24 protein-coding genes are annotated in these 22,669 nt (G+C 41.8%); 1 reads left to right on the top strand and 23 read right to left on the bottom strand.

Annotation, left to right across the window (positions count from 1 at the left end):
- The 13 genes from BUB92_RS05160 to mnmA form a co-directional block, all read right to left on the bottom strand.
- The gene (locus BUB92_RS05160; RefSeq protein WP_073091026.1) at window positions 1–213 is read right to left on the bottom strand and encodes a DUF4911 domain-containing protein; all 213 of its coding nucleotides are present in this window, start codon (window positions 211–213) and stop codon (window positions 1–3) included.
- Window positions 206–1,441 carry a U32 family peptidase C-terminal domain-containing protein gene (locus BUB92_RS05155; protein ID WP_073091051.1) on the bottom strand — a complete coding sequence of 412 codons (1,236 nt, stop codon included), beginning with the start codon at window positions 1,439–1,441 and terminating at the stop codon, window positions 206–208. Before BUB92_RS05155 ends, BUB92_RS05160 begins: the two co-directional genes overlap by 8 nt.
- A gap of 15 nt (window positions 1,442–1,456) precedes the next feature.
- Window positions 1,457–2,488 (bottom strand): endolytic transglycosylase MltG, encoded by a 1,032-nt coding sequence (mltG, locus tag BUB92_RS05150; RefSeq protein WP_073091024.1) that lies wholly within the window; start codon window positions 2,486–2,488, stop codon window positions 1,457–1,459.
- 27 nt (window positions 2,489–2,515) lie between these two features.
- On the bottom strand, window positions 2,516–3,979 hold the full coding sequence (locus tag BUB92_RS05145; protein WP_073091021.1) for a VanW family protein: 1,464 nt from the start codon (window positions 3,977–3,979) through the stop codon (window positions 2,516–2,518).
- 144 nt (window positions 3,980–4,123) lie between these two features.
- Window positions 4,124–4,453, bottom strand: coding sequence for a DUF1292 domain-containing protein (locus tag BUB92_RS05140; protein ID WP_423230197.1), 330 nt, complete (start codon window positions 4,451–4,453; stop codon window positions 4,124–4,126).
- Between the two features lie 49 nt (window positions 4,454–4,502).
- The gene (ruvX, locus tag BUB92_RS05135; RefSeq protein WP_073091002.1) at window positions 4,503–4,919 is read right to left on the bottom strand and encodes a Holliday junction resolvase RuvX; all 417 of its coding nucleotides are present in this window, start codon (window positions 4,917–4,919) and stop codon (window positions 4,503–4,505) included.
- A gap of 64 nt (window positions 4,920–4,983) precedes the next feature.
- Entirely contained in the window at window positions 4,984–5,238 is a 255-nt protein-coding gene (locus tag BUB92_RS05130) for an IreB family regulatory phosphoprotein (RefSeq protein ID WP_073091000.1), read from the bottom strand.
- A gap of 37 nt (window positions 5,239–5,275) precedes the next feature.
- On the bottom strand, window positions 5,276–7,909 hold the full coding sequence (alaS, locus tag BUB92_RS05125) for an alanine--tRNA ligase (protein WP_073090998.1): 2,634 nt from the start codon (window positions 7,907–7,909) through the stop codon (window positions 5,276–5,278).
- An 89-nt stretch (window positions 7,910–7,998) separates the two neighbouring features.
- Complete coding sequence (locus BUB92_RS05120) at window positions 7,999–9,018, bottom strand: AI-2E family transporter (protein ID WP_073090995.1); 1,020 nt, start codon at window positions 9,016–9,018, stop codon at window positions 7,999–8,001.
- 28 nt (window positions 9,019–9,046) lie between these two features.
- Window positions 9,047–9,190 (bottom strand): hypothetical protein, encoded by a 144-nt coding sequence (locus tag BUB92_RS11525; RefSeq protein WP_159432308.1) that lies wholly within the window; start codon window positions 9,188–9,190, stop codon window positions 9,047–9,049.
- 16 nt (window positions 9,191–9,206) lie between these two features.
- The gene (locus BUB92_RS11705; protein ID WP_200774207.1) at window positions 9,207–9,380 is read right to left on the bottom strand and encodes a hypothetical protein; all 174 of its coding nucleotides are present in this window, start codon (window positions 9,378–9,380) and stop codon (window positions 9,207–9,209) included.
- A complete protein-coding gene (locus BUB92_RS05115; RefSeq protein ID WP_073090993.1) occupies window positions 9,380–9,844 on the bottom strand; it encodes a PRC-barrel domain containing protein in 465 nt (154 codons plus the stop codon). The genes BUB92_RS11705 and BUB92_RS05115 overlap by 1 nt, the downstream gene beginning before the upstream one ends.
- 128 nt (window positions 9,845–9,972) lie before the next feature.
- A complete protein-coding gene (gene mnmA / locus BUB92_RS05110; protein ID WP_073090990.1) occupies window positions 9,973–10,995 on the bottom strand; it encodes a tRNA 2-thiouridine(34) synthase MnmA in 1,023 nt (340 codons plus the stop codon).
- 91 nt (window positions 10,996–11,086) lie between these two features.
- On the opposite strand from mnmA, the gene BUB92_RS05105 reads away from it, so the two are divergent.
- Window positions 11,087–12,394, top strand: coding sequence for a replication-associated recombination protein A (locus BUB92_RS05105; RefSeq protein WP_073090987.1), 1,308 nt, complete (start codon window positions 11,087–11,089; stop codon window positions 12,392–12,394).
- Between the two features lie 28 nt (window positions 12,395–12,422).
- On the opposite strand, the gene trxA is transcribed toward BUB92_RS05105, so the two are convergent.
- From trxA to BUB92_RS05055, 10 genes are all read right to left on the bottom strand, one after another.
- Window positions 12,423–12,752: a thioredoxin gene (gene trxA / locus BUB92_RS05100; RefSeq protein WP_073090985.1), complete on the bottom strand. Its 330-nt coding sequence runs from the start codon at window positions 12,750–12,752 to the stop codon at window positions 12,423–12,425.
- A complete protein-coding gene (locus BUB92_RS05095) occupies window positions 12,752–13,057 on the bottom strand; it encodes a metal-sensitive transcriptional regulator (protein WP_084728343.1) in 306 nt (101 codons plus the stop codon). The genes trxA and BUB92_RS05095 overlap by 1 nt, the downstream gene beginning before the upstream one ends.
- 321 nt (window positions 13,058–13,378) lie before the next feature.
- A complete protein-coding gene (locus BUB92_RS05090; protein ID WP_073090982.1) occupies window positions 13,379–14,701 on the bottom strand; it encodes an SIR2 family NAD-dependent protein deacylase in 1,323 nt (440 codons plus the stop codon).
- A 25-nt stretch (window positions 14,702–14,726) separates the two neighbouring features.
- Window positions 14,727–15,956: a G5 domain-containing protein gene (locus BUB92_RS05085; protein ID WP_073090979.1), complete on the bottom strand. Its 1,230-nt coding sequence runs from the start codon at window positions 15,954–15,956 to the stop codon at window positions 14,727–14,729.
- 33 nt (window positions 15,957–15,989) lie between these two features.
- Window positions 15,990–16,712, bottom strand: coding sequence for a PRC-barrel domain-containing protein (locus BUB92_RS05080; protein ID WP_073090976.1), 723 nt, complete (start codon window positions 16,710–16,712; stop codon window positions 15,990–15,992).
- Window positions 16,713–16,730: 18 nt separating this feature from the next.
- A complete protein-coding gene (locus BUB92_RS05075) occupies window positions 16,731–17,855 on the bottom strand; it encodes a hypothetical protein (RefSeq protein ID WP_073090974.1) in 1,125 nt (374 codons plus the stop codon).
- Between the two features lie 156 nt (window positions 17,856–18,011).
- Window positions 18,012–19,187, bottom strand: a complete 1,176-nt coding sequence (locus tag BUB92_RS05070) for a coenzyme F420-0:L-glutamate ligase (RefSeq protein WP_084728341.1) — start codon at window positions 19,185–19,187, stop codon at window positions 18,012–18,014.
- Window positions 19,188–19,438: 251 nt separating this feature from the next.
- On the bottom strand, window positions 19,439–20,332 hold the full coding sequence (locus BUB92_RS05065; RefSeq protein ID WP_073090971.1) for an MBL fold metallo-hydrolase: 894 nt from the start codon (window positions 20,330–20,332) through the stop codon (window positions 19,439–19,441).
- Window positions 20,333–20,346: 14 nt separating this feature from the next.
- Window positions 20,347–21,330, bottom strand: coding sequence for a lipoate--protein ligase (gene lplA, locus BUB92_RS05060; RefSeq protein WP_073090968.1), 984 nt, complete (start codon window positions 21,328–21,330; stop codon window positions 20,347–20,349).
- A 97-nt stretch (window positions 21,331–21,427) separates the two neighbouring features.
- The gene (locus tag BUB92_RS05055) at window positions 21,428–22,642 is read right to left on the bottom strand and encodes a serine hydroxymethyltransferase (protein ID WP_073090964.1); all 1,215 of its coding nucleotides are present in this window, start codon (window positions 22,640–22,642) and stop codon (window positions 21,428–21,430) included.
- Window positions 22,643–22,669 lie beyond the last annotated feature (27 nt).

Here is a 22,669-nt window from a genome sequence, read left to right as displayed (position 1 = left end):
CTATTTTTCTTCTACAATCTCTACCCGAAACGGCATATTAAGCAGTATCCTTTTTAATTCCTCATAAGTATCCGCTGTTCCTCTTATAATTACCAGTCCATTCTTCCGGTCAGCAGTAGAAACTATCCCTACATTTTCATAAGCTTCGATAATCCTAGTTATGCGGTCAATATTTTCCGGAGCAATTTTAGCATATATATCACCTTTAAGCACTCAAGTTCTCCCCCTTGCGCAAAATAGAATAAGGAGGTACAGGAACATCCACCTTAAAAAACACCTTCTGTTTAGCATGGCGGGCCCGGTCAATAGCTTGACCTTCTTCGTCATAAAGTTCAGTTAAAGTAAACTGGTAAACATCACCTGCCGGCAAGAGTATTTCCATTTCATCTCCTACACCGAAATTAGCTCGCTGCTCCACCTTAACCATCTGTTTTTTCTCATCATAATCTATCACCATGCCACAGAAAGCAACCCGGTCTTTTAAGACAGTTTTATTTATATCCTGGATAAAAGGGGATTCCCCTTCAATAAAGCCATTGGTAAAAGGCCTGCTGGCTGTCCTGGAAAGTTCCTTTAGCCACCTTGCCAGTTCTTCCTCTTTATAAGCTTCTCCTGTTGCAATATATTCTTCAATAGCTTGGCGATAAACAGATGCCACACTTGCTATATAAAGGGGGCTTTTCATTCTCCCTTCTACCTTAAAAGCATCCACCCCTATGTCTATAAGCCGGGGAATATACTCGATAAGGCATAGATCTTTAGAATTTAAAATATAACTTCCCCTTTCGTCTTCCTCAATAGGGAAATACTGCCCCGGCCTTTTTTCTTCTTCCAAAACATACCTATATCGGCAGGGATGGGCACATTCTCCCCGGTTGGCACTGCGTCCTGTCATATAATGGGAGAGCAGACACCGACCGGAATAGGCTACACACATAGCCCCATGTACGAAAACTTCAATTTCCAGCCCTGTATCCCTTTTTATCTCCCCTATCTCCTCCAGAGTAAGTTCTCGTGCCAGTACAATCCGTTTGGCCCCCAGTTCTTTATATAAAAAAGCAGTCTCGGTATTAGTTACATTGGCCTGGGTACTTATAGTTTTCGGGATAGAGGGAGCATACCTGTTAGCCATCCTTAATACGCCCGGATCAGAAACTATTATGCCATCCACCTTCATCTCTTCTAGCTTTTCCAGATAAGACGGCATTTTGGTTAGATCACGGTTATGGGCAAGTATATTTACGGTAACATATACCTTTCTACCATGCAACCGGGCAAAATTCAGGCCTTTCCTCATCTCTTCCAGGGAAAAATTACCTGCGTAGGCCCGCAGGCTGAATTCTTTGCCCCCGATATAAACAGCATCAGCTCCAAAAATTATCGCGGTTTTTAGCTTTTCCAAATCTCCAGCGGGAAGTACCAGCTCCGGTCTTTTCAACATATACACCAACCTTTTCTACCTCTTTTGATACCTGGCAATAGCTGCTAAATGTTCGGCATAAGTCCGGGAAAAATGATGGCTTCCATCCCCGCGCGCTACATAATAAAGATAATCATGTTTTTCCGGATTAAGCACCGCCTTTATGGCCTCCCTGCCCGGACAGGCAATAGGCCCTAAAGGAAGTCCTGTTATTTGATAGGTATTATAAGGAGAATCCACTTTTAAATCATCATAAGTAACTATTTCCTTGTGTTTGCCCAGAGCATACAAAACCGTAGCATCTATCTGCAGCGGCATGCCAGCTCGCATCCGGTTAAAAATTACCCCGGCAATTCTGGCCCTCTCCGAAGGGACTACCGCTTCCCTTTCTACCATGGAAGCTATAGTAACTATCTGGTAAATGCTCTTTCCTTCCGCTTCCCTGGCAAAATCTCTCTCCCAGATATTGGCAAAATTTTGCAGCATCATGGCAACAAGTTCAGAAGCTGTTATCCCTTCCCCTACTACATAAGTATCAGGAAAAAGAAACCCTTCCAGGCGGTTTTTTACCCCTGATGGTACCTCAGCCAGAAAAGGATAATCATAATCCTTACGCAAAGCTTCTTCCCATTCTTCCCGGCTACAAAGGCCTTTTTTTACTACTATATCGCCAATCTGCTCAACAGTATATCCTTCCGGTATGGTAAAAGTAATCATCACCACTTTTCCTTCCGCAATATCCCGGGCTATTTCCTTGAGGGACTGGCTGCGGCTGAAGCGGAAATGTCCGGCCTTTAACCTGCTATCATAGCCTGTTTTCTTGCAGTAATAAAGAAAAGCTTCACGGCTCCGAATAAGCTTTTCCTCATATAAAATCCCGGCTATATCACGCGCCGTGCTGTTTTCAGGTATAAAAACATCTATATAGTTCTTATCATGGGGATCTACCGGCATATACTGCAGATGAAGCCAGTAAAAGCGGCCCAGGATAAGCCCGCCAACCAGGACTAAAAATAACAGAAGCAAAAGTTCCTTTTTAACTTTCATCATCCTTACAATTTCACTCATTTCCTCACCTTTTCTGTCATCTCGTCATTATAGCTGGTCTTCCGGAAATATATCCTGGTTATTATTCATTTCCGGAGGGTTTGCTCCACTATCGGCATTATTCTCTTCATCAGCAGTTGCTCCCTTCTTATCCCCAGGAGGGGCAATATTTTTCTTCGGTCCCACATAAACCAGCCGGTTAAGCGGATTATAAACATCACGGGCCAGCATTTCGGTTTTTATAAGCTTGCCACTGTTATCATAGAAATGCCGAAAACTGCGCACTATATACCCGGGATTCCCTTTAGTTTCTATCTTTTCCTCTCCGGCCTTCAAATCAGGCTTAAACTCCCTTATCTCCTTAAAATCCATTACTTTATCTATAACATGGCTCGTTTTTACATTACATTTATAATCCATATTCCCATAAATATAAACCGTCAGGCTGCCATTTCCTATTTCCGATCTTATATAAAGGGGATCAGGAGTGCTGTTTTTAAACTTAAAATCCTGCAGTCCATACGCGACCGTAGCATCAAACCCTAAAGGAACATAGGCTACTGCCAGGGTATGATTATGCCTCTCTACTACCGGTAATCCTGCCAGCAAAACAGCATTATAGAGGGTGGAAGAAACCTGGCATACTCCCCCTCCTGTTCCCGGCATAAATTTTCCTCCTATTATTACCAGAGCATCGCGATAGCCATTGGCAAAAGTTCTTTCCCCTACCACCTCATTAAAAGAAAAAACTTCACCTGCCAGGATTACCTTCCCATCTATAGCTTTAGCCGCCATAGCTAAATTGTGGGAACGGTCAAGCAGAGAAACATCATACCAGGTAGTATAAGAAGATAAAAGCCCGATATTTTTAAAATCTTCGGCTTTAACCCGGGGAGAAACCTTGTTGACTACTAACGGTACATTATACTTTTCCTCAGCAATTTCCTCCAGCCTGCGCGGCAGCCCCGTCTTAGTCTTTTCCTCATCAACTTTTCTTCCTTCTTCATCCGGTACTATAACTAGTCCCCGGAGCGGCTTTATTTCTAACCTGGCATCTCTGGGGTATATATCTATATCCCGTCTCCATTCTTCCGTTATTTTTTCCCAGATATCAGGATTATACGCCAGAAGGACAGGATAATCTATTTTCTGGCTACCATCCATATTCAATATTTTCGACTTAAGGCTCCTTTTTTTCTCTTTTTCCCATATTTCCTCCACTATCTTGTGGCTATCTAAAGGATAAACTAGATCCTTCAAGCGATAAACATACTGGTAATCCTTATAGGAAAACACTATATTTTTTTCCATGGCTCTTTTTATGTATTCATCCATTTTATAACTGGCATCGGCAGTTGTAAGACCTGCTACGGGAAGGCCGGCAACATGCACTCCAGGCAAAAATACCTCACTATGATAAAAAACATTATAAAAATACAAAAAAACCGCCGCCACTATACCTAAAAATATGGCTAAAGCAACCAGTAAAACACCTTTTACTCTGCTTCCCAACTCCCTTATCCCCCAACCGACTTATATATTTAACATCAAAATATCAGCTTTCATTATTATATTATAATATCGGCCTATATTTATAGAATATTAAACCAAAATAATGCAAAAACCCGGGAAATCTCCCGGGTAAATGTCGAGAAATTAAAACTCTTCGCTTTCCATCAGCTCCTGCCAGGCATCGGCTACTTTTTCCCATTCCTCATCATCTTCAATGTCGCTTAAGAATTCATTGCCCTCTTCATCATAAACTACTTTCAGTATTATTACCTCCAGCTCATCAGATTCCTCATCTTCTTCAGCCAGTAAAGGTACTAATACACGGTAAGTAGCATCATCAATTTCCAGCTCAGCTAAAAGCTCAAATTCGTGTTCGACTCCTTCTTCATCAACTAATACCAGAACGGGAATTTCTTCTTCAAAAAATTCTTCGTGGCTCATCAAGTCACCTCTTTTTCCTAAAACTAAAGTCATTGTATTATTTTCTCTTCACTTTGTCAAACTTAACCATCAAAAATATTTTTTATGCCCGATTAATATAATCAAGATAATTCTGCAAGATATTTACAGCTGCCAGTTTATCTATTACTTCCTTGCGGCGGCGGCGGGAGACATCAGCCGCAAGCAAAACCTTTTCCGCACTTACGGTAGATAAACGCTCATCCCAGTAGGTAACTTTAATTCCGGTATGCTCCATCACCTTGCTTCCAAATTTTTGCACCTCTTCTGCCTTAGGGCCTAAAGTGCCATTCATATTACGGGGAAGTCCTATCACAATCTCCTCTACTTCTTTTTCTTCACATATTTTTTTAATCTCTGCCAGATCATGTCCCAGATCTTTGCGGGTAAGCACAGAATATCCTTGTGCTGTCCAGCCCATCGGGTCACTCAAAGCAATTCCAATCCTCTTTTCGCCTACATCTAATCCCATAATCCGCATATAATTTATCCCTATCCCTTCCTGGCCAAAAGCCTCATGCCCTGGGCATGAGGCTTTTTACTCCTTATTTTTCATTTAAGTAATGGCGCAAAAGAACCTCCAGTATCTCATCCCGTTCAATTTTACATATAAGGCTGCGGGCATTATTATGGCTGGTTATATAAGCAGGATCACCGGATATCATATAGCCTATAAGCTGATTTATAGGATTATATCCTTTCTCTTCCAGAGCTTCATAAACAGTTTGCAAAATAATTCTTACCTTATCTTCACCATCTTTATGCAGGCTAAAATTTACCGTCTGATCAAATCTCCCCATACTTCTCTCCTCCCCTTGGCCAGGACAACCGTAAACATCATAAAGCAGACTCTATAACACTTTTAGCTACTGTCAGGGCCTCATCAAGTTTGCTTACTTCCTTGCCACCTGCCTGAGCCATATCCGGACGTCCGCCACCACCTCCACCGGCTACCCGAGCCGCTTCGCCTACAATCTTACCGGCATGAAGCCCTTTGGCTACTAAATCCTTGCTTACAAAACAGACAAAAGCCACCTTATCCCCTACTACTGCTCCCAGAAGAACTACACTGCTTCCCAGTTTATCTCGTAAAGTTTCGGCATTTTGCCTTAAAAGATTAATATCTTCACTCTCCACGCGGGCAACCAGTATATTTACCCCATTTACCTGATAAGCTGTCTTCAGCAAGTCTTCAGTTGAGGATCTGGATATTCTGGCCTTAAGCTGTTCTATCTCCCGTTCTTTTTCCTTCAAAGTCCGGCTTAATGTTTCTACCTTTTCCGCTATATTGTGTGGGCTGGTTTTCAAAACAGCAGCTGTCATCTCCATTTCTCTTTCCATCTTATTTATATAATCTAATACGGCATGTCCGGTAATAGCCTCAATACGTCGCAAACCTGACCCAATACTGCCTTCACTTATTATCTTAAATATTCCAATCTCCCCTGTATTCCTTACATGGGTCCCCCCACAAAGTTCCATACTAAAATCTCCGGCCTTCACTACCCTTACAGTTGCACCGTATTTTTCGCCAAACAGCGCAATCGCTCCCATTTCTCTAGCCTTATCCAGGCTCGTTTCTTCTGTGGAAACCGGATACATGTGCCATATAGCCTCATTTACTATCTTTTCTACTTTAGCAATTTCTTCCCCGCTTAAAGAAGATAGATGGGAAAAGTCAAAACGCAGCCTGTCTGGCTCCACCAGCGAACCTTTTTGCTGGGCATGTTCTCCCAAAACCTGCCGCAAGGCCCGGTGTAAAAGATGAGTAGCTGTATGGTTGCGAGCAGTAGCCATTCTTTTTTCCTCGTCTACCTTAAGCTCTACTTCTTCACCCTGCGTTAAAAGTCCCTTAACTATCCCGGCATGGATTATAAAAGGTCCTATTTTACGCACATCTCTTACTTCCATATAGCCATTCTTGCCTTCTATAATCCCGGTATCAGCTACCTGCCCACCACTTTCGGCATAAAAAGGAGTTTGTCTGACAACCAGCATAGCCTCACTATCTTCTACCCGCTCTTTAAGAGTTTCATCTTTGATAAGAGCTATTATCTCTGACTTATCAAGTAACCTTTCGTATCCGGTAAAGACGGTGGCAGGCAAATCGCCTAAAAGCTCGGTAAGCAAGAGTTCTTTTTTAAAAGCATCTTCTCCTTTATTAGCCTGTCTTGCCCGTTCTTTCTGTTCTTCCATCATCCTGTTAAATCCAGCCCGGTCTACTGTAAAGCCGTTTTCTTCCGCCATATCTTCGGTAAGGTCCATGGGGAAACCATATGTATCATAAAGCATAAAAGCTTCTTCCCCGGTAATAATATTCCTTCCTTCCTGCTTAGCTTTAGCAATAATCTCCTCTACTTTTCTTATACCCTCATTGAGGGTGACAAAAAATCTTTCTTCTTCCCTTTTAATAACTTCTTCGACAAAACCTTTCCTTTCCTCAAGCTCAGGATAGGCATCTTTCATTATATCAACTACAATCGGCACCATTTTATAAAGGAAAGGTTCTTCAATACCCAAAAAACGTCCAAAGCGAACTGCCCGGCGCAGTATACGCCTTAAAACATAGCCTCTCCCCTCGTTGCTTGGCAAAACTCCATCAGCAATAAGGAAGGTGCAGGCCCGGCTGTGATCGGCAATGACGCGGAAAGGAAAACCCTGTTCATCCCAAGCATATTTTTTCCCCGTCAGTTCTTCTACCTTTTTTATAAGGGGCACAAAAAGGTCAGTATCATAATTGCTTTCTACCCCCTGCATAACAGCCGTAATCCGCTCTAAGCCCATACCCGTATCGATACTGGGACGCGGGAGGGGAGTCATATTGCCTTCTTCATCCCGGTTATACTGCATAAATACCAGGTTCCATATTTCAAGCCAGCGATCACAATCACATCCCCCTATACGGCAATCATCTCCGCAGGCATACCTTTCTCCCCGGTCATATATAATTTCACTGCAGGGTCCGCAGGGTCCTGTATCTCCCATACTCCAGAAATTATCTTTTTCCCCCAGCCTTATTATGCGTTCCGGCTTTACTCCTGCCACTTCCTGCCATAAAGAAAAAGCTTCTTCATCATCTTTATATATGGTAATCCATAGTTTCTCTTCCTCAAGTCCCAATCTTCCGGTCAAAAATTCCCAGGCATAGCCAATAGCCTCCCTTTTAAAATAATCGCCAAAAGAAAAATTGCCCAGCATTTCAAAAAAAGTATGGTGCCTGGGAGTTCTTCCTACAGTATCTAAATCATTATGTTTGCCTCCTGCCCGTACACACTTCTGAGCCGTAGTTGCCCGGGTATAGGGTCTTTTATCCAAACCCAAAAAAACATCCTTAAACTGATTCATGCCGGCATTAGAAAAAAGCAGAGTAGGGTCATCGGCTGGTACCAGAGAAGAACTGGCTACTACTGTATGTCCATTTTCTTTAAAATAATCCAGAAACATCTTGCGTATTTCGCTGCTTTTTAACACACCTTAAGCCTCCCTTTGCGTGCAAAAACTTTACTAATCTATTTTCTTTTATATTGAGAATTATGTCAACAAATCACCTTGATCCCTCATCATGCTATAATTTTACCATAAAACCAGGAGAAAATTACGCGCAAAACTGCCGCCAGAGGCACCCCTATCAGCATACCCCATATGCCTAATAAATTGCCGCCGGCTAAAAGAGCAAAAACTATCACCAGAGGATGCAGCCCTAATCTATTTCCTATTATTCTGGGGGTTATAAAATTGCTCTCCAGCTGCTGGATTATGACTATCCCCAGTGCCATATACAAAGCCAGCCGCCAGGAATCGGTCAAAGCCAGTAAAACTGCAGGTATCCCCCCCAAAAAAGCTCCCAGAAAAGGTATCAGATTAGTTATTCCCGCTAAAATTCCTAATAATAAAGGGAACTTAACACCTATAAAATAAGCCGTGACACCCGTTAACCCGCCTACTATACACGCCACCAGAAAATAACCTTTTATAAAACTTATCAATACCTCATCTATATCTTTAAAAAGCTGTTTAATTTCCAGGCGAACCGGAGGAGAAAATAAATGGAGAAAACCATCTCCTATCTTTTCCCAGTCCATCATAACATAAAAAGCTAAAATCGGAGCAAATATCAAAAAAAGAGCTGTTTCCAGCACATCATAAATCCCTTTTACCAAACTGTTCAAACCTTTATAGATAAACTCCTCTATATCTCTTACATTTTTCCAGAATACTTCTTTCAACTTATGCGGCATATCTATATGGTCAATCTTACTCATAATTTCCTCGGTTTGGTCGGCATACCGAGGTAGGAGATGAGCAAGAGCAGTCATTTCCTTTATTATCCCGGGAAGGGCAAAATACAGAAATAAAAAGGATAAAGCCAAAACCGAAGCATAGACTAATAAAATCGCCCATAGCCTTCTTATCCCCCGCCTTTCAATATACCTGACCGGCCGAAAAAGAAGATAAGCCAAAAGGAACCCTAAAGCAAAGCTAAAAAGAACACTTCTTACCAGGTATAAAAAATAAATAGTGGCTAAAGCCACCACGATAAAAAACAGCCACCTCTGCCATACCCTGACAGTCAAATCCACCTTCATCCCTGCCTTCGATCCCGTTAAATCATATTATATTCAAAACCCGCCGCCTGTTGCGTTCCGGCTTAACAAAAGGGGTAGTGCTTTCCGCTTTCCTATCCTGCCAGTATATAGCTGCTGCTGCTCCCAGCATAGCTCCTATCAATACAGCATTAAGATAACTCCGCAAAAGCCCTGTCCCTCCTTTATAAAAGCTCACTGCTGTCGATAGCCAAAAGGCTTCCATCTTCTTCTACCTGATAAAGATTGACCCGTCCCTTATTGTAATTAAATTCCAGAAAACAGTTCCAGCAATAATACTGGTCGCTTCCCACTTTTCCCACCTGTAAACCTTTACAAACCGGACATTTGATTACCACTAATCTTTACTCCCTTCTTTGACAAAAAGACTTGATTTATTCTGCCACCTTATCTGCGTAAGAGGCATTTGAAAACGGCCTTTTAGAATATCTGGCAAAACTCCCGCTGCAACTTCTACTCCCCATACTTTACCATCAGCTGCTGAAATTAAAAAATCACTTACTACCCCTAATTCTTCACCTTTCTCATCAAAAACCTTATCGCCTATTTTCTTCTCATATATAGATAATTCTTCCCCACCAGCATAAGATTTAATACCTTTTAAGTTTTCAACCAGAACCGATTTTTCCGTCAGAATAAAATCTCCTTTTCTAACCATATACAGTCTTCCTTTTTCACTCTGCCAGACAATATAAGCAATCTCGTAATCATCCCCAATCGCTACTTTTTCTACATAACCTAATACCCTGGCATTCTTACGGTAAAAAACCGGCATCCCGCATATATGCTTGACTTTCAGCATAATAACTTCCCTTCCTTGGCTCCTTTATATATTTTGCTTTGCTTTAAAAAATATATACCAATAAAAAAACAGCCTTTTCATATGACCTGTTCATAGAAAAGGCTGCTGCTTTTAATATAAACTCACCTTTAAACAATATCAGCTATTATCCCGCCTCCTAGCACATATTCACCCTGGTAAAAAACTACCGATTGTCCCCGGGTAATAGCTCTCTGGGGCTGGTCAAACTCTACCTTCAACCTGTCTCCTTTTTTAGAAACGGTTGCCGGAGATAAAGCAGAGCGGTAGCGCACCTTGGCTAAAACCCTTATATCTTCTTCTAATTCCTCAAACATTATAAAATTATAATCAGCTGCATATAAAACCCGGCGGAAAAGATGAACCTCTTCATCAACTATTATGCGATTATTTTCTACATCTAGATCTAAAACATATACCGGCTTACCCATACTAAGTCCCAGTCCTTTTCTCTGTCCCACCGTATAAAAAGGAATACCTTTATGGGTTCCAATGACCCTGCCTTTTAAATCCACAAAATCACCCGGCTTAAGGCTCACTTTATCCCGCAAAAAATCCCGGTAATCACCAGCAATAAAACATACTTCCTGACTTTCCTTGCTTTCCGCTACCTCTAACCCGTAAGCCCTGGCCATCTCCCTCACTTCCGGCTTCGTAAAATCCCCTAAAGGGAATAGAATGCGTTCCAGCTGTCTTTGCTTTAAGCCATAGAGAAAATAACTCTGGTCCTTATTCTTATCTCTCCCCTGGCGCAAAAGATAGCGGTTTTTTTCTTCATCATATTCCACCCGGGCATAATGACCGGTAGCCACCTTTTCACATCCCAGATCAAGAGCTATGTCCAAAAGCTTCCCGAACTTTATATACTTATTGCATTCCACACAGGGATTGGGTGTTTCTCCCTTCTCATAAGACCGGCAAAAATAAGCGACTACTTTTTCCTGAAAGATTTCCTTCATATCTACAACAATATGTTCTAATCCTAATGCCGAAGCTGCCTTCTGGGCTTTTTCCCCTACTCCCGTATCCCAGTTGACCATAGTAAGGCCTATAACTTCATATCCTTTTTCTTTTAAAAGACAAGCTGCCACGGTACTGTCAACACCGCCACTCATCAGAACTGCTACCTTCATATCCACTTCTCTCCTAACTTCAACTGGCTATTCTGCCTGATTTATTTTATAATTACTCCAGTTTTAAAAAACCCTTAAAGGAGGGGGAAATATGGATCTCTTTTCTTTCCAGGCAGAGAAAAACTTAAAAAATTTACCCCTGGCCTATCGCATGCGTCCCCAAACCTTAGATGAAATAGCCGGCCAGGAACACATAATAGGCAAGGATTCGGTATTAAGAAACATGATTGAAAAAGATGAGCTGCACTCGTTTGTGCTCTACGGCCCTCCCGGTAGTGGCAAAACGACTATTGCCCGTATTATTGCCCAAACTACCCGGGCTCATTTTGAACAGCTACAAGCTGTAACCGCCGGGGTAAATGATATACGCAAAATCGCTTCTGATGCCAGGGACCGCTATAAATATTATGGCCAAAAAACTGTACTTTTTGTCGATGAAATCCATCGCTTTAACAAAAGCCAGCAGGATGTGCTCCTGCCCTTTGTAGAAGACGGCACCCTTATACTTATCGGCGCTACCACCGAAAATCCGCTTTATGAACTGAACAATGCCTTATTATCCCGCCTCAAGCTTTATGTATTAGAAGCTCTTAAAGAAGAAGATATACACAAGCTTATTATAAGAGCACTGACCGATAAAGAAAAGGGATTGGGAGAACTAAATCTGAAAATAGAAAAAGAAGCCCTGCATCTTATAGCCAGTATAGCCAAAGGCGATGCCCGCATGGCATTAAATATATTAGAAACCGCCGTAAATTCCTATTTAAAACCAGGGGAAACCATCACTCCCGAAATTATAAAAAAAATAACCACTATCCCTCTTATAAAATATGACCGCTCGGGAGATTACCATTATGACACTATTTCCGCTTTTATAAAAAGTATCCGCGGATCTGACCCAGATGCCGCCGTATTTTATCTAGCCCTTATGCTGGAAGGCGGAGAAGATCCTAAATTTATTGCCCGCCGGCTTATAGTCCATGCTGCCGAAGATATTGGCCTTGCTGATCCTTATGCCCTTTCCATCGCCGTAGCTGCCTTTCAGGCCGTGGAATATGTTGGTATGCCGGAAGCCAGAATTCCTCTGGCAGAAGCTACCATTTATCTGGCTGCTGCTCCTAAAAGCAACAGCAGCTATGTGGCTATAAACCAGGCCATCAAAACCGTAAGAGAACTTGCCCAAATAAAAATACCTCCTCATTTAGCCTCGGCCGAACACAGTCAAGCATCCAAGCTTCTTGGCAAGGGGCAGGGCTACAAATACCCCCATGACTACGGAGGGTATGTAAAACAGCAATATCTGCCTGAGGAACTAAAAGAACACAAGTTTTATAACCCTTCCTCTAATGGCCTGGAAGCTAAAATTGCTGAATTTATAGAAAAAAGAGCGCGTTCATAAAAGATGCGCTCTTTTTAAAAAATTCTATTTACATGGCAGCCACTTCATCTATGAGCTTTTGTAGCTGGGCTTTGCTCTGCACTCCTACCACCCTTTTTACCTCCTGTCCATCCTTGAAAAATATAAGGGTAGGTACTCCTCTTATGCCGTACTTAATAGCCAGTTCCCGGTTTTCATCTACATTTACCTTGCCGACTACTATCTTACCCACATTCTCTTCTGCTACGGCATCAACAATCGGCCCTAACATCTTGCAGGGACCACACCAGGCTGCCCAGAAATCTACCAGCACCGGTTTTTCTGCGTTTAAGACCTGATTTTCAAAATTTCCCCCATTAAGAGTCAATACAGCTGACATCATATCTCCTCCTTTATAACATAAATTTCATGACGCATAAGCTTTTCCAGAACCTTTACCACTTCTTTAAGCCCTGCTTCTTTATTTTCTTCTTCTATAGCCCGGCAAATACATTCATAAGCATGGTTTTCAAAAATAAGCAGTCCGACACTGCTCAAAGCTGATTTTATAGCTGCAATCTGGTTCAGTATTTCGCCACAATCATCGCCTGCTTCCACCATTCTCTGTACTCCTCTTACCTGTCCTTCAATCTTCCTGAGCCGGGTTAAAAGCCTCTGTCTTACCTCATCCATAGTCTGCCTCACCTCTCTATACCCCTATACCGTATATGTTTCAGTATATACCTATTTCCTTCATATGTCAAATACAGCAAAGCAAAATTTTGCGTTTTTTAATCTTTTTTAAAACTTCATTTCCTATAAAGATTTCTAAAATTTAAGGGGATAAGCTATAAAGCCTTATCCCCTTTCTAGAGCACCTCTTATTTAACCAGAAGAGTATAATAAACCAGAGCTCCTGCTCCACAGGCAATTATAAGCCATATTAAAGTGCGCAGCATTTCCATTTTAACCTGTTTTACCAGTTCTTCCATCAAAATTCCTCCTTGCCAGCTAGTATTTCCATCCTTAAAAATCGGCCAAAGCTTGCGTCGTATTGATTGACAGTCCTTTAGCCATCATCAGTTTTTCTACCCGGTCAATATCTGAAGCCAAATCCCCTTTGCTCTTTATTCCTTTAAGCTCCCACAGCTTATTATAAAGCCCAGCTATCCCCAGATACTGCAGGGCCAATTCCTTTATAACCCGGCTTTCAGCATTATGCTGTTTAGCATAAATATGCAAAGCCTGGTTATAAATATCTACCAGCCTGTAGAGAGAAGAAAGAAGATAGCTTTCTTCAGTTGTTTGCAAGTTAAATTTTCGTTTCTGCAGCACCTGTTTTAAGCCTTGTTCCATAAGCTGCAATTTTTCTTCCATCTGTTCAAGCAGATAATATTCCAGCCTCTGCTGGCGCCCTTTTTCTTTATAAAAAGCGAAAAGATTTTTAATAAGTTCAATATCCCCCTGTAAAATAGCCCATTTAGTTAAAGGTTTTTTATGATCTTCCTGTTCGCGCCAAATCTTTTTATAAAAACCTTCTACTATGCTTATCAACCTTCCCGGTATAAAGCCAGCCGGCAAAACCTGAATATCTTTTCCCCCGTTAAAATCAATAAGCATTTTATGCATTTCCATAAGGATCTTGCCGGCCAGGCCGTTTATTATTATATAAGCCTCCTGGTCAAGCAGAGTAGGCGCATTGTTGATAATATCCAGCTCCTCAAAGGATAAAGGAAAACTGTTGATAGGAGAAACTGCCAGGCTGGAACCTACCACTAGCACCACCTGGGGGAAATGGTTAAAGATTTCTGCCATCTTGACGGCATACATGTAGTCCTCAGGCATAGCATCCCCAAAAAGTATTACATCCGGCTTCAATACCCCGCCACAATCAGCACAACGGGGAACCACAACCCCCGTTTCCTGCTCCTTTATTATTTCCTGCATATCCTGCACCGTCTTCCCACAACGGCTGCAGGTAGCCGTCCTTATATGCCCATGCACTTCATATACCCAGAAGGCTCCTCCCTTTTGATGCAGGTTATCTATATTCTGGGTAACAATAGGTCCGATAATCCTCTTTTGCTGCCATTCTCCCAGCACATTATGGGCAGCATTGGGCAAAGCCTCCAGAATAGTTCCAAAAACTTCCTTGCTGTGCTGATAAAGCTTTTCCGGATGGTGTTTAAAAGCCCAGGCGGAAAAAACCTCCATCGGATCAATTCTTTCCCATAAACCGCCACTTCCTCGAAAATCCGGAATCCCGCTTTCGGTCGATACCCCGGCTCCGGTCAGTATAAAGGGACGCGGATAAAGAAAAATCTGCTTAATCAGGAGTTCAGTACTCACCTTTATCTCCCCCCAGTTGGCAACCTCATTTATTTATAAAGGTTCCCCTTCCATAGTATATAACCTTTGCTCTAGGCTCTTTCTTCTCCTGCCAGAGTAAAATCTTCTCTTTAACTTCTCCATCTATCAGTACCAATTTATAATTATAAACCATTTCTCCTCTAGTTCCTGCCTGTTCCCTCTTCTCACCAGGTGCCAGCCTCTCATCAACCTTTATTACTACTGGAGGTTCAAGGGGCTTCTGCTCTTTTTTAAAAATCACTTTTTTTTTATGGTCATCTATCCCCCAAACCCTTACTACCACAACATTTCCTTTTTCGCTATGCAAAGTGATCCCTACCGGACCACTGCTGTTATTTACCAGCTGGTATCCATCCCTTATAAGCCCGGCTCCTTCCCATGCCTTTTGCAAACTTTTAAGAAGTATCTCCCGATCGCTCTTTAATACATACCGGGCTGCCCTTATATTCTCCATTTCCTTGTCCAGGTCCCAGCTTTCACCAGTTAAAATTACCCTTCCGTTCAACCTATCCAGCATTTCCTGCCAGGAAGGGTAAGAAGCTTCTGCTTTAAAAGCTTCTATGTTTAAAAGAGCTTTAATCTCTTTTATCTTTTCTCGCGTTATCTCCGGAGTAAGGGGAACTGTTTTTATATCTATATCTTTTATAATCCCCTTCTCAAGGTTAGCTGTCAGATTTTTATATGTAGCTACAGGATCTACTTCATATCCATATCTTTCCTCCATAAACCGCAGACCTTGCTTATCATCCCAGTACAACCTGGCATTTTCCGGGTCCTTTGCCTTAATCTCCTTTAAAGCTAAAGCCATTACCTTAAGCTGCAAATCTTTTTCCTGCCAGGTGAATACCGGGAAAAGTTCCCTTTTTTCTCCCCGTATGGTTATATGGGGCAAAAGGCTTTTTTCTCTCTCCTCCTGCATCACTTCAACTGCTTTTTGCAGACTGGCCTGGGTATCATAGGCTATATTCCACTCCTCCAGAGGTATGGTAAAATTTTTTTCCGGCCCTTGCAAAGTCAAACTATCTCCCCAGGCTTTTTTTACCTTATCCGGCCATATCCTCTCCGCTTCTTCCCTGGTCATCCCAGCTAAGGGTACTCCACCTAGGACCAGAGAAGAAGGGTAAAATTTTTGATCATGCCAGGCTAAAAGGCTTTCGACTACATATAAATTTAAAATTATAGCTATTAACGGCAACCCTAATATTATCAGCATTTTCTGGTTATAAGATTTCATTACTGGCCATTCTCCCCGGGATTTAGTGCTCGGCTATTTTACACACTGTGACAATTCTACAAATTTATTGTGGGCTTCAGCTAAAGCAATAATCTCTTCATTTACTACCGTTCCCGCTGGAATTAATACTTCTCCCTGACTGTCCTTAATATCTTGAATTACTTTTTTCCCTAGCAGAAAAGCCTTCTGTCTCTCCCGGAAAAATAAGGCTCCTTCGCTCATGGGTGTTTCCTTTACTTCCCCTTCCGTTTCAGCCCTGGGTACATCTTTCTTTACATACGAAGACCCTTTTTCCCTTACTACCACCACTTCCGTCCCATAGGTTAAAACATCTTCAGCTTCAATGATCTCGGTCTTCATTTCATCCTGGGCCGTTTTATATTCTAAACGGGATAAAACCCCCGTTTCCGTATCAATTTCAAATTCGCTTATAACCCCGATGAGGTTCCCTTTATTCGTCAAAACCCGGGTGCCTTTAATCTGAATATTGCGTTCCAAAAGTCTCTTAGCCTCTTCTGAGGCATCAATCCCCAGCAGCATAGCCTGACTTTCCGTAGTTACGGCATGTTCTCCAATCCCTACTACATTTTTGAAGGGTAAAACCCTGGCCCCCTCATACCAGCTGCTGTTAGCCACCATAATAAAATCAACCTTGCCCTCATCAGGATTAATTACCAGGTCTTTGACCTGTCCAATCTTGGCCCCATCAATGATAGAAAAAACAGGCAGACCAATAATTTCCTGGCTTTTCTTCATCTCACTTGCTCCCTTCCTTTATGTGTAAAGCCTTCGCAGTTCATCCTCCACTTTTACCTTTAACAGCCTGGGCAGCCTGGCAAAAGGCACTTCCTCCAGTTTTAAATACCTTATTTCCCGCCTTATAAGCTGGATAAAAGCAAGTTTTCTGGCTAGTTCTCTCCGCATCGTTTCATTTAAAACATATTCATTCATACATTTTACAATAATTTCTTCTCCCTGACTATACCAGCCTAATATTATGCTTATATCCGCCATCTCCAGAGTCAGCATATATTTTAAATCTATATCCCCGGTAAGTTCCCAGGCTTTGCGAAAATAGACAAAAGCCTCTTCAAAATCTTCGTTCATCTTGGCTTTAAAAGCCAAATCCAAAAACCTTACTACCTGGGAATAAACCATATCTTTCTCTTTCTCAATATACCCGCTTTCTTCTGATTCAGCATCTGTTATCCCTGTTTTTTCGTCCTCTTTCTCTATCTCTTTTTCTCCCCCCCGGTCCTTCTCACTTGCTATCTCCCTTTCGCAATATCCAGCTTCTGTCCCTTTTTCTTCAGAAAACCAGGTAGTATCTCCATTAATCTGTTTTGTAGGCTCTGCTATCATCGCTGCTTCCTTTGTTTCCTCATAAACACATATCTTTTCATTTTCAACTATGGCATATTCCTCCTCTACTTTTCTCTCTTCATCTATCCCCATGACATTATCATCGTTAACTCTTTCTACCTCGTTTTTTAAGGCTTCAAACTCAGGTTTTTCACTCCCTATCTCAGCTCCAGAAAACTCATTTTTTCCAGCAAGAAGCATTTGTATTTTTCCCGGTTCAGGAAATTGCGACTCCACAATTTCACAACCATAAATTTCTATTTTTTCTTTCCTGTTCTTATCTGTTTCCAATGAATATTCAGCATCATACTGCAGCAAGTATAGAGTTATTCCCCCCAGAACTATAATATAAACAACCAAAGTAAATATAGATCCTATTTTAATTATGCTGAAAGGAAAAGTTATTATTATCACAAAGGTTAAAACCAGTATAGCCCAGATAGCAGAATAAGAAAGCCGGTAGCTCTTCAAAATGTAAAATATAACCGCAGCAATCGGCAAAAAAACAAGTGAAGTATAAAGCAGATATTCCCTCATATTTATATTCCCCTTTAGCCCAACAGGATACTTTATTAACTTTCGACAGTATTTTTTTATTTCCTTCCCTTATAATTTTAAAATAACGGATTTTAAAGAAAAATAGCAAAAAACCAGGGACTAACTTATCCCTGGCTTTATTTTAATATATCTTAACTAGCCTAAAAATCCCTTAATCAAAATTAACGGCGTCCCGGCATCAGCTGAACCGCTTACCAGGTCAGCCAGGCTGGCCATAAGGTCTTCTACCTTACGGGGGGTCGTACCTTCAGTTTCGAAGCAATCCTTTTCATAACTGTCCCGTTTCATAGCCTTAAGTTCTTCTTCAATTCGTTCCTGTTCTATACCTTCTTCCAGCATCTTGTCTACCAGATACTTGTATTTAAGCCCCTCTCTGTACCTTCCCCTTAAGCCTTTAGTCATACCAAAAGCCGGCTGGGGATCTGCCAGTTCATATATGCCGGTTGAAGGGTCTTTATAGGCACCATCACCATAAACTATAACCTCAATATGCTTGCCCAGTTCTTTTTTTACCCAGGCCTGTACCGCATCTGCCACTTTATCAGCTTCCCGGGGTGCAAGTTTAAGCCTATCTCCGGAAGAAAGGTTGCTGCCCAAGAGTCCCCATTCGGACCAGGCTTCGCCTTCATTGCATATATCCTGCAGAGTTATGCAGTTATACCCGTTTTCCTTGAATTTTTGTGCTGTACGATAGCGGGCATGAATATTAGCTACAATAACCCCATCTGGCTTATAATCCATTATTTTTAAAGGGTCATTGCATAAAAATACCCTGGCCCTGGCCCCGGTTTGTTTTATTACTTCTTCATAAAGAGCAATATAATCTACATTGGTTATGGGATGCAGAAATCTTTCCTCGCCTATTTCTTCTAAAGTTATTATATCTCCATTAGTCTTGCCCCGTTTTTCGGCAAAATCATAGGGCAATATCTGATTGCCTACTTCATCAGCAGGATAGGAAAGCTGAACCACAACCTCTCCTTTAGGAACCGCAGCGGCTATACCTTTTAAAATCAAAGAAAAGCGATTGCGGCTCAATATAGGAAATACCACACCGATGCGGCTGTCCTCTTCTAGCTTAAGCTTCCTTCTTACATCAGCAGCAATATCCTGTATAGTAACATAATTGTTTTGCGCTCTGGCCACTACCGATTCGGTAATGCAGGCCGTATCCCCATCATCGAGAAGTCCATCGGCATTACATCTGGCCAGGGCTTCACAAACCATGCCCACAATATCAGTTCCCGGTACAATAACTCCCATTTTAATGCCAAAAGCAGAAACCCCAACATAATCCGGTATCCTTGTCACCTGATCATCCCTCTTTTACTTTTTTGTAAAGGTCAACTAACCTTCCTGCTAAAATATACTTTAAAAAAATTTTTTTCGCAATATCTCTTTTTCCTTGGGCTAAAAGTATACAAAACACTGTATTTTTATATCCTGGCTTCCCTTAACTACATATACTGGTTTAAAAATGCACTCTGTTTATTCCTTCCTGTCCTTACAAAAAAGCCTTCACTTCTGCGGGAAGCGAAGGCCTATGCCGGTATAAATTTCTGCTACCTTTTGGCTAATACCCATTTTAAATTGTTTTCTTCCGTAAATATCCTGGCCTTTTTATTATTGCACAGGTAAGCAAGATAAGCGGAAATCGTGCCGGAAATAAGTATGTACTGGTTGCGGTTATCGGGCAACGCCATTTCTTTTATGACATGAGCTACAATTTCTTCCCGGCTGCGGGGACTTAGGATAAATTTTTCAATCACCGCTAATATATGTTTTATTATCTCTTCATTTTTACTTAAAGTCTGCTCTACCTGCTCTAATATTCCTCCGTGCCCTACTACCGTATAGGGATAAATATTTTCCTTCAGATATTGCAAGGTGGTCATATGTTTCTCCAGGTCAGCCATATAAACAAAAGGGAACTTGTCTAAATTATGTTCGGTTATTATCGCATCCCCGCTGAAAAGAACTCCATCCGGGGTAACCAGTCCTGCCTGTTCCATAGCATGTCCGGCCAGGTCTAAAACTTTAAAGCCGGTCTCTTTAATAATAAGATCTCCCGGCCTTATCCGATGGGTAACCTGGCTGGGCTCCGGCATTAAAAACTTATTGCGCAGCATATCAACCGGACTAGCAGTATAAAGGCAAAAAGGCCCTAAAAGGGCATTTTCCATAAAAGCAGCTTCAAAGGGGGTAGCATAAATATCGCATCCATATGCTTCCTGCCAGAATCTATTTCCCCCGCTGTGGTCAGCATGGGCATGGGTATTAAATATAGCCTCTACCCTTAATCCTTCATCATCCAGCACCTTTTTGGCCTTTTGGGCAAAAGCAGAGCTGGCCCCGCTATCAATAAGCAGACATCCCCCATCCGGGAAAACATAAACCCCGATCAGGCTGGGAAAGTTTATATAGTAAGTGTTGCCGGCAACCTGCTCCAGTTTCAACCCCTTTAGCCTCCTTAGAACAAAACCTTTAAAATATCTTCCGCGGTAGCAGCCGGCAGATAATCGGCTACTTTCACCGCTTCCAGTTTGGCTTTTATATCTTCTTCCTCATAACGTGTCCCGGTAAGCAGCCTTTCCAGTTCCTCTATATCCCGGGCAGCAAAAAAATCCCCATATATCTTGCACCCTTTGATAATCCCTTTTTCTACATCCAGCCTTATATCCAGGCTTCCCCAGTCAAAACGCATCTTTTTTTGCACATTAAAATGAGGAGAGGTTCCATAAATCCACTCCCAGGTTTTAAACTTCTTGTCCCTGAGTTCATTTATAGCTCTTAAATCTTCCTCCGTCAATGCGTATTCCTGGTTAAAATCTTCTTCCTCCAGGATGGTTGCGGTCAGGATCTCTTTAAATTCCTCTAGGGACAAAGGTGAAGTCAGATGTTCACTTATGTTAGTAACCCGGCTGCGTACCGATTTTACCCCTTTGGAAACTATTTTGTCCGGGTCTACATTAAGAGCCTGTACCATGTCTTCTATGTTAACAGCAAAAAGAATAGTTCCATGGTGCATCACCCGGTTCTTATAGCGGTACTGGGCATTGCCGGAAAATTTTTTTCCGGCGATAGTTATATCATTGCGCCCGGTATGTTCAGCCTTAATGCCTATTTTAGCCAGAGCTTTTATTACCGGCCGCGTAAATTTTACAAAATCAAAACTGGTATAAGAACCAGCATCAGCAATAAAGGTAAAATTCAGATTGCCCAGATCATGATAAACAGCTCCCCCGCCTGATATACGCCTTACTACTTCAATCCCTCTTTCCCTTACAAAATCAAGGTTTACTTCTTCAAAAGCGTTCTGATGTCGTCCGATAACTACTGTGGGTTTATTCTGATAAAAATAAAAAACCGTCCCCTTTAAAAAATTTTTGGTCGCATACTCATCCAGGGCCATATTAAAATAAGGGTCCTGGGAGGTGTTATTTATTTTTATCATGTTAAAAACTCCTCCTTATCAGCAAAAATCCTTTAGCAAAAAAGACCAGTACAAAATATACTGGTCTTTTTTAAAAAGTAGATTACGCTATTAATCATCAAGCATAAAGCGGGAACTTTTCGCACAGCATGCGTACCTGTTCTTTAATATAATCAATATGCTTGCCTTCTTCAAACAGAGCTTTATAGAAAAGATCAGCGATAATGAGCATCTCTTCTTCTTTCATGCCCCGGGTAGTAAGGGCAGGAGTTCCTACTCTTATACCACTGGTTACAAACGGGCTTCTCGTTTCTCCCGGAACCGTATTCTTATTAACCGTTATTCCTACTTCTTCTAAGAGCTGTTCTGCTTTCTTGCCTGTCATGCCTTCAATATTGGTAAGGTCTATAAGCATAAGATGGTTGTCGGTTCCCCCGGATACCACCTTAAATCCTTTTTCCATCAGCGCATTAGCCAGTACGGATGCATTTTTTACTACCTGCTTCTGATACTCTACAAAGGAAGGCTGCAGAGCTTCATAGAAACATACCGCTTTGGCAGCGATGACATGTTCCAAGGGCCCTCCCTGGGTTCCCGGGAAAACTGCCTTATCTATATCTTTGGCATACTTTTCTTTGCACAGGATAAGTCCGCCACGCGGCCCTCTCAAGGTCTTATGCGTAGTTGAAGTAACAAAATCAGCATATTCTACGGGAGAGGGATGCAAACCTGCAGCTACCAGCCCTGCAATATGAGCCATATCTACCATAAGATAAGCTCCTACTTTATCGGCTATTTCTTTAAACCGTTTAAAATCTATAATTCGCGGATAGGCCGAAGACCCTGCCAGGATCATTTTCGGCTTATATTTCAAGGCCTTTTCTTCTACATCATCATAATCGATAAATCCCTGTTCATTTACGCCATAAGATACTACATTAAAATATTTACCGGATATATTAACCGGAGAACCATGGGTTAAATGTCCGCCATTGGTAAGATCCATGCCTAAAAAAGTATCCCCGGGATTCATTATGGCCAGAAAAACTGCCAGGTTGGCATTGGCCCCGCTATGGGGCTGAACATTGGCATGTTCAGCCTTAAAAAGCTCTTTCGCTCTATCTATGGCCAGCTGTTCGATTTTATCAACTACATAACAGCCTCCATAATACCTTTTGCCTGGATAACCTTCAGCATATTTATTATTGAGGATACTCCCCATGGTTTTGATTACTTCCATACTGGCAAAGTTTTCTGAAGCAATCATCTCCAGGCCATTTTGCTGTCTTTCCAGCTCCTCTTGAATATACTGGGCAACAAGCTTGTCCATCATAACAGAATAACTCCTCCTTTGCTAGGT

It is taken from the genome of Thermosyntropha lipolytica DSM 11003, from assembly GCF_900129805.1.
Lineage (GTDB): Bacteria > Bacillota > Syntrophomonadia > Syntrophomonadales > Syntrophomonadaceae > Thermosyntropha > Thermosyntropha lipolytica.
This window is presented reverse-complemented; position numbering and strand designations above follow the sequence as displayed.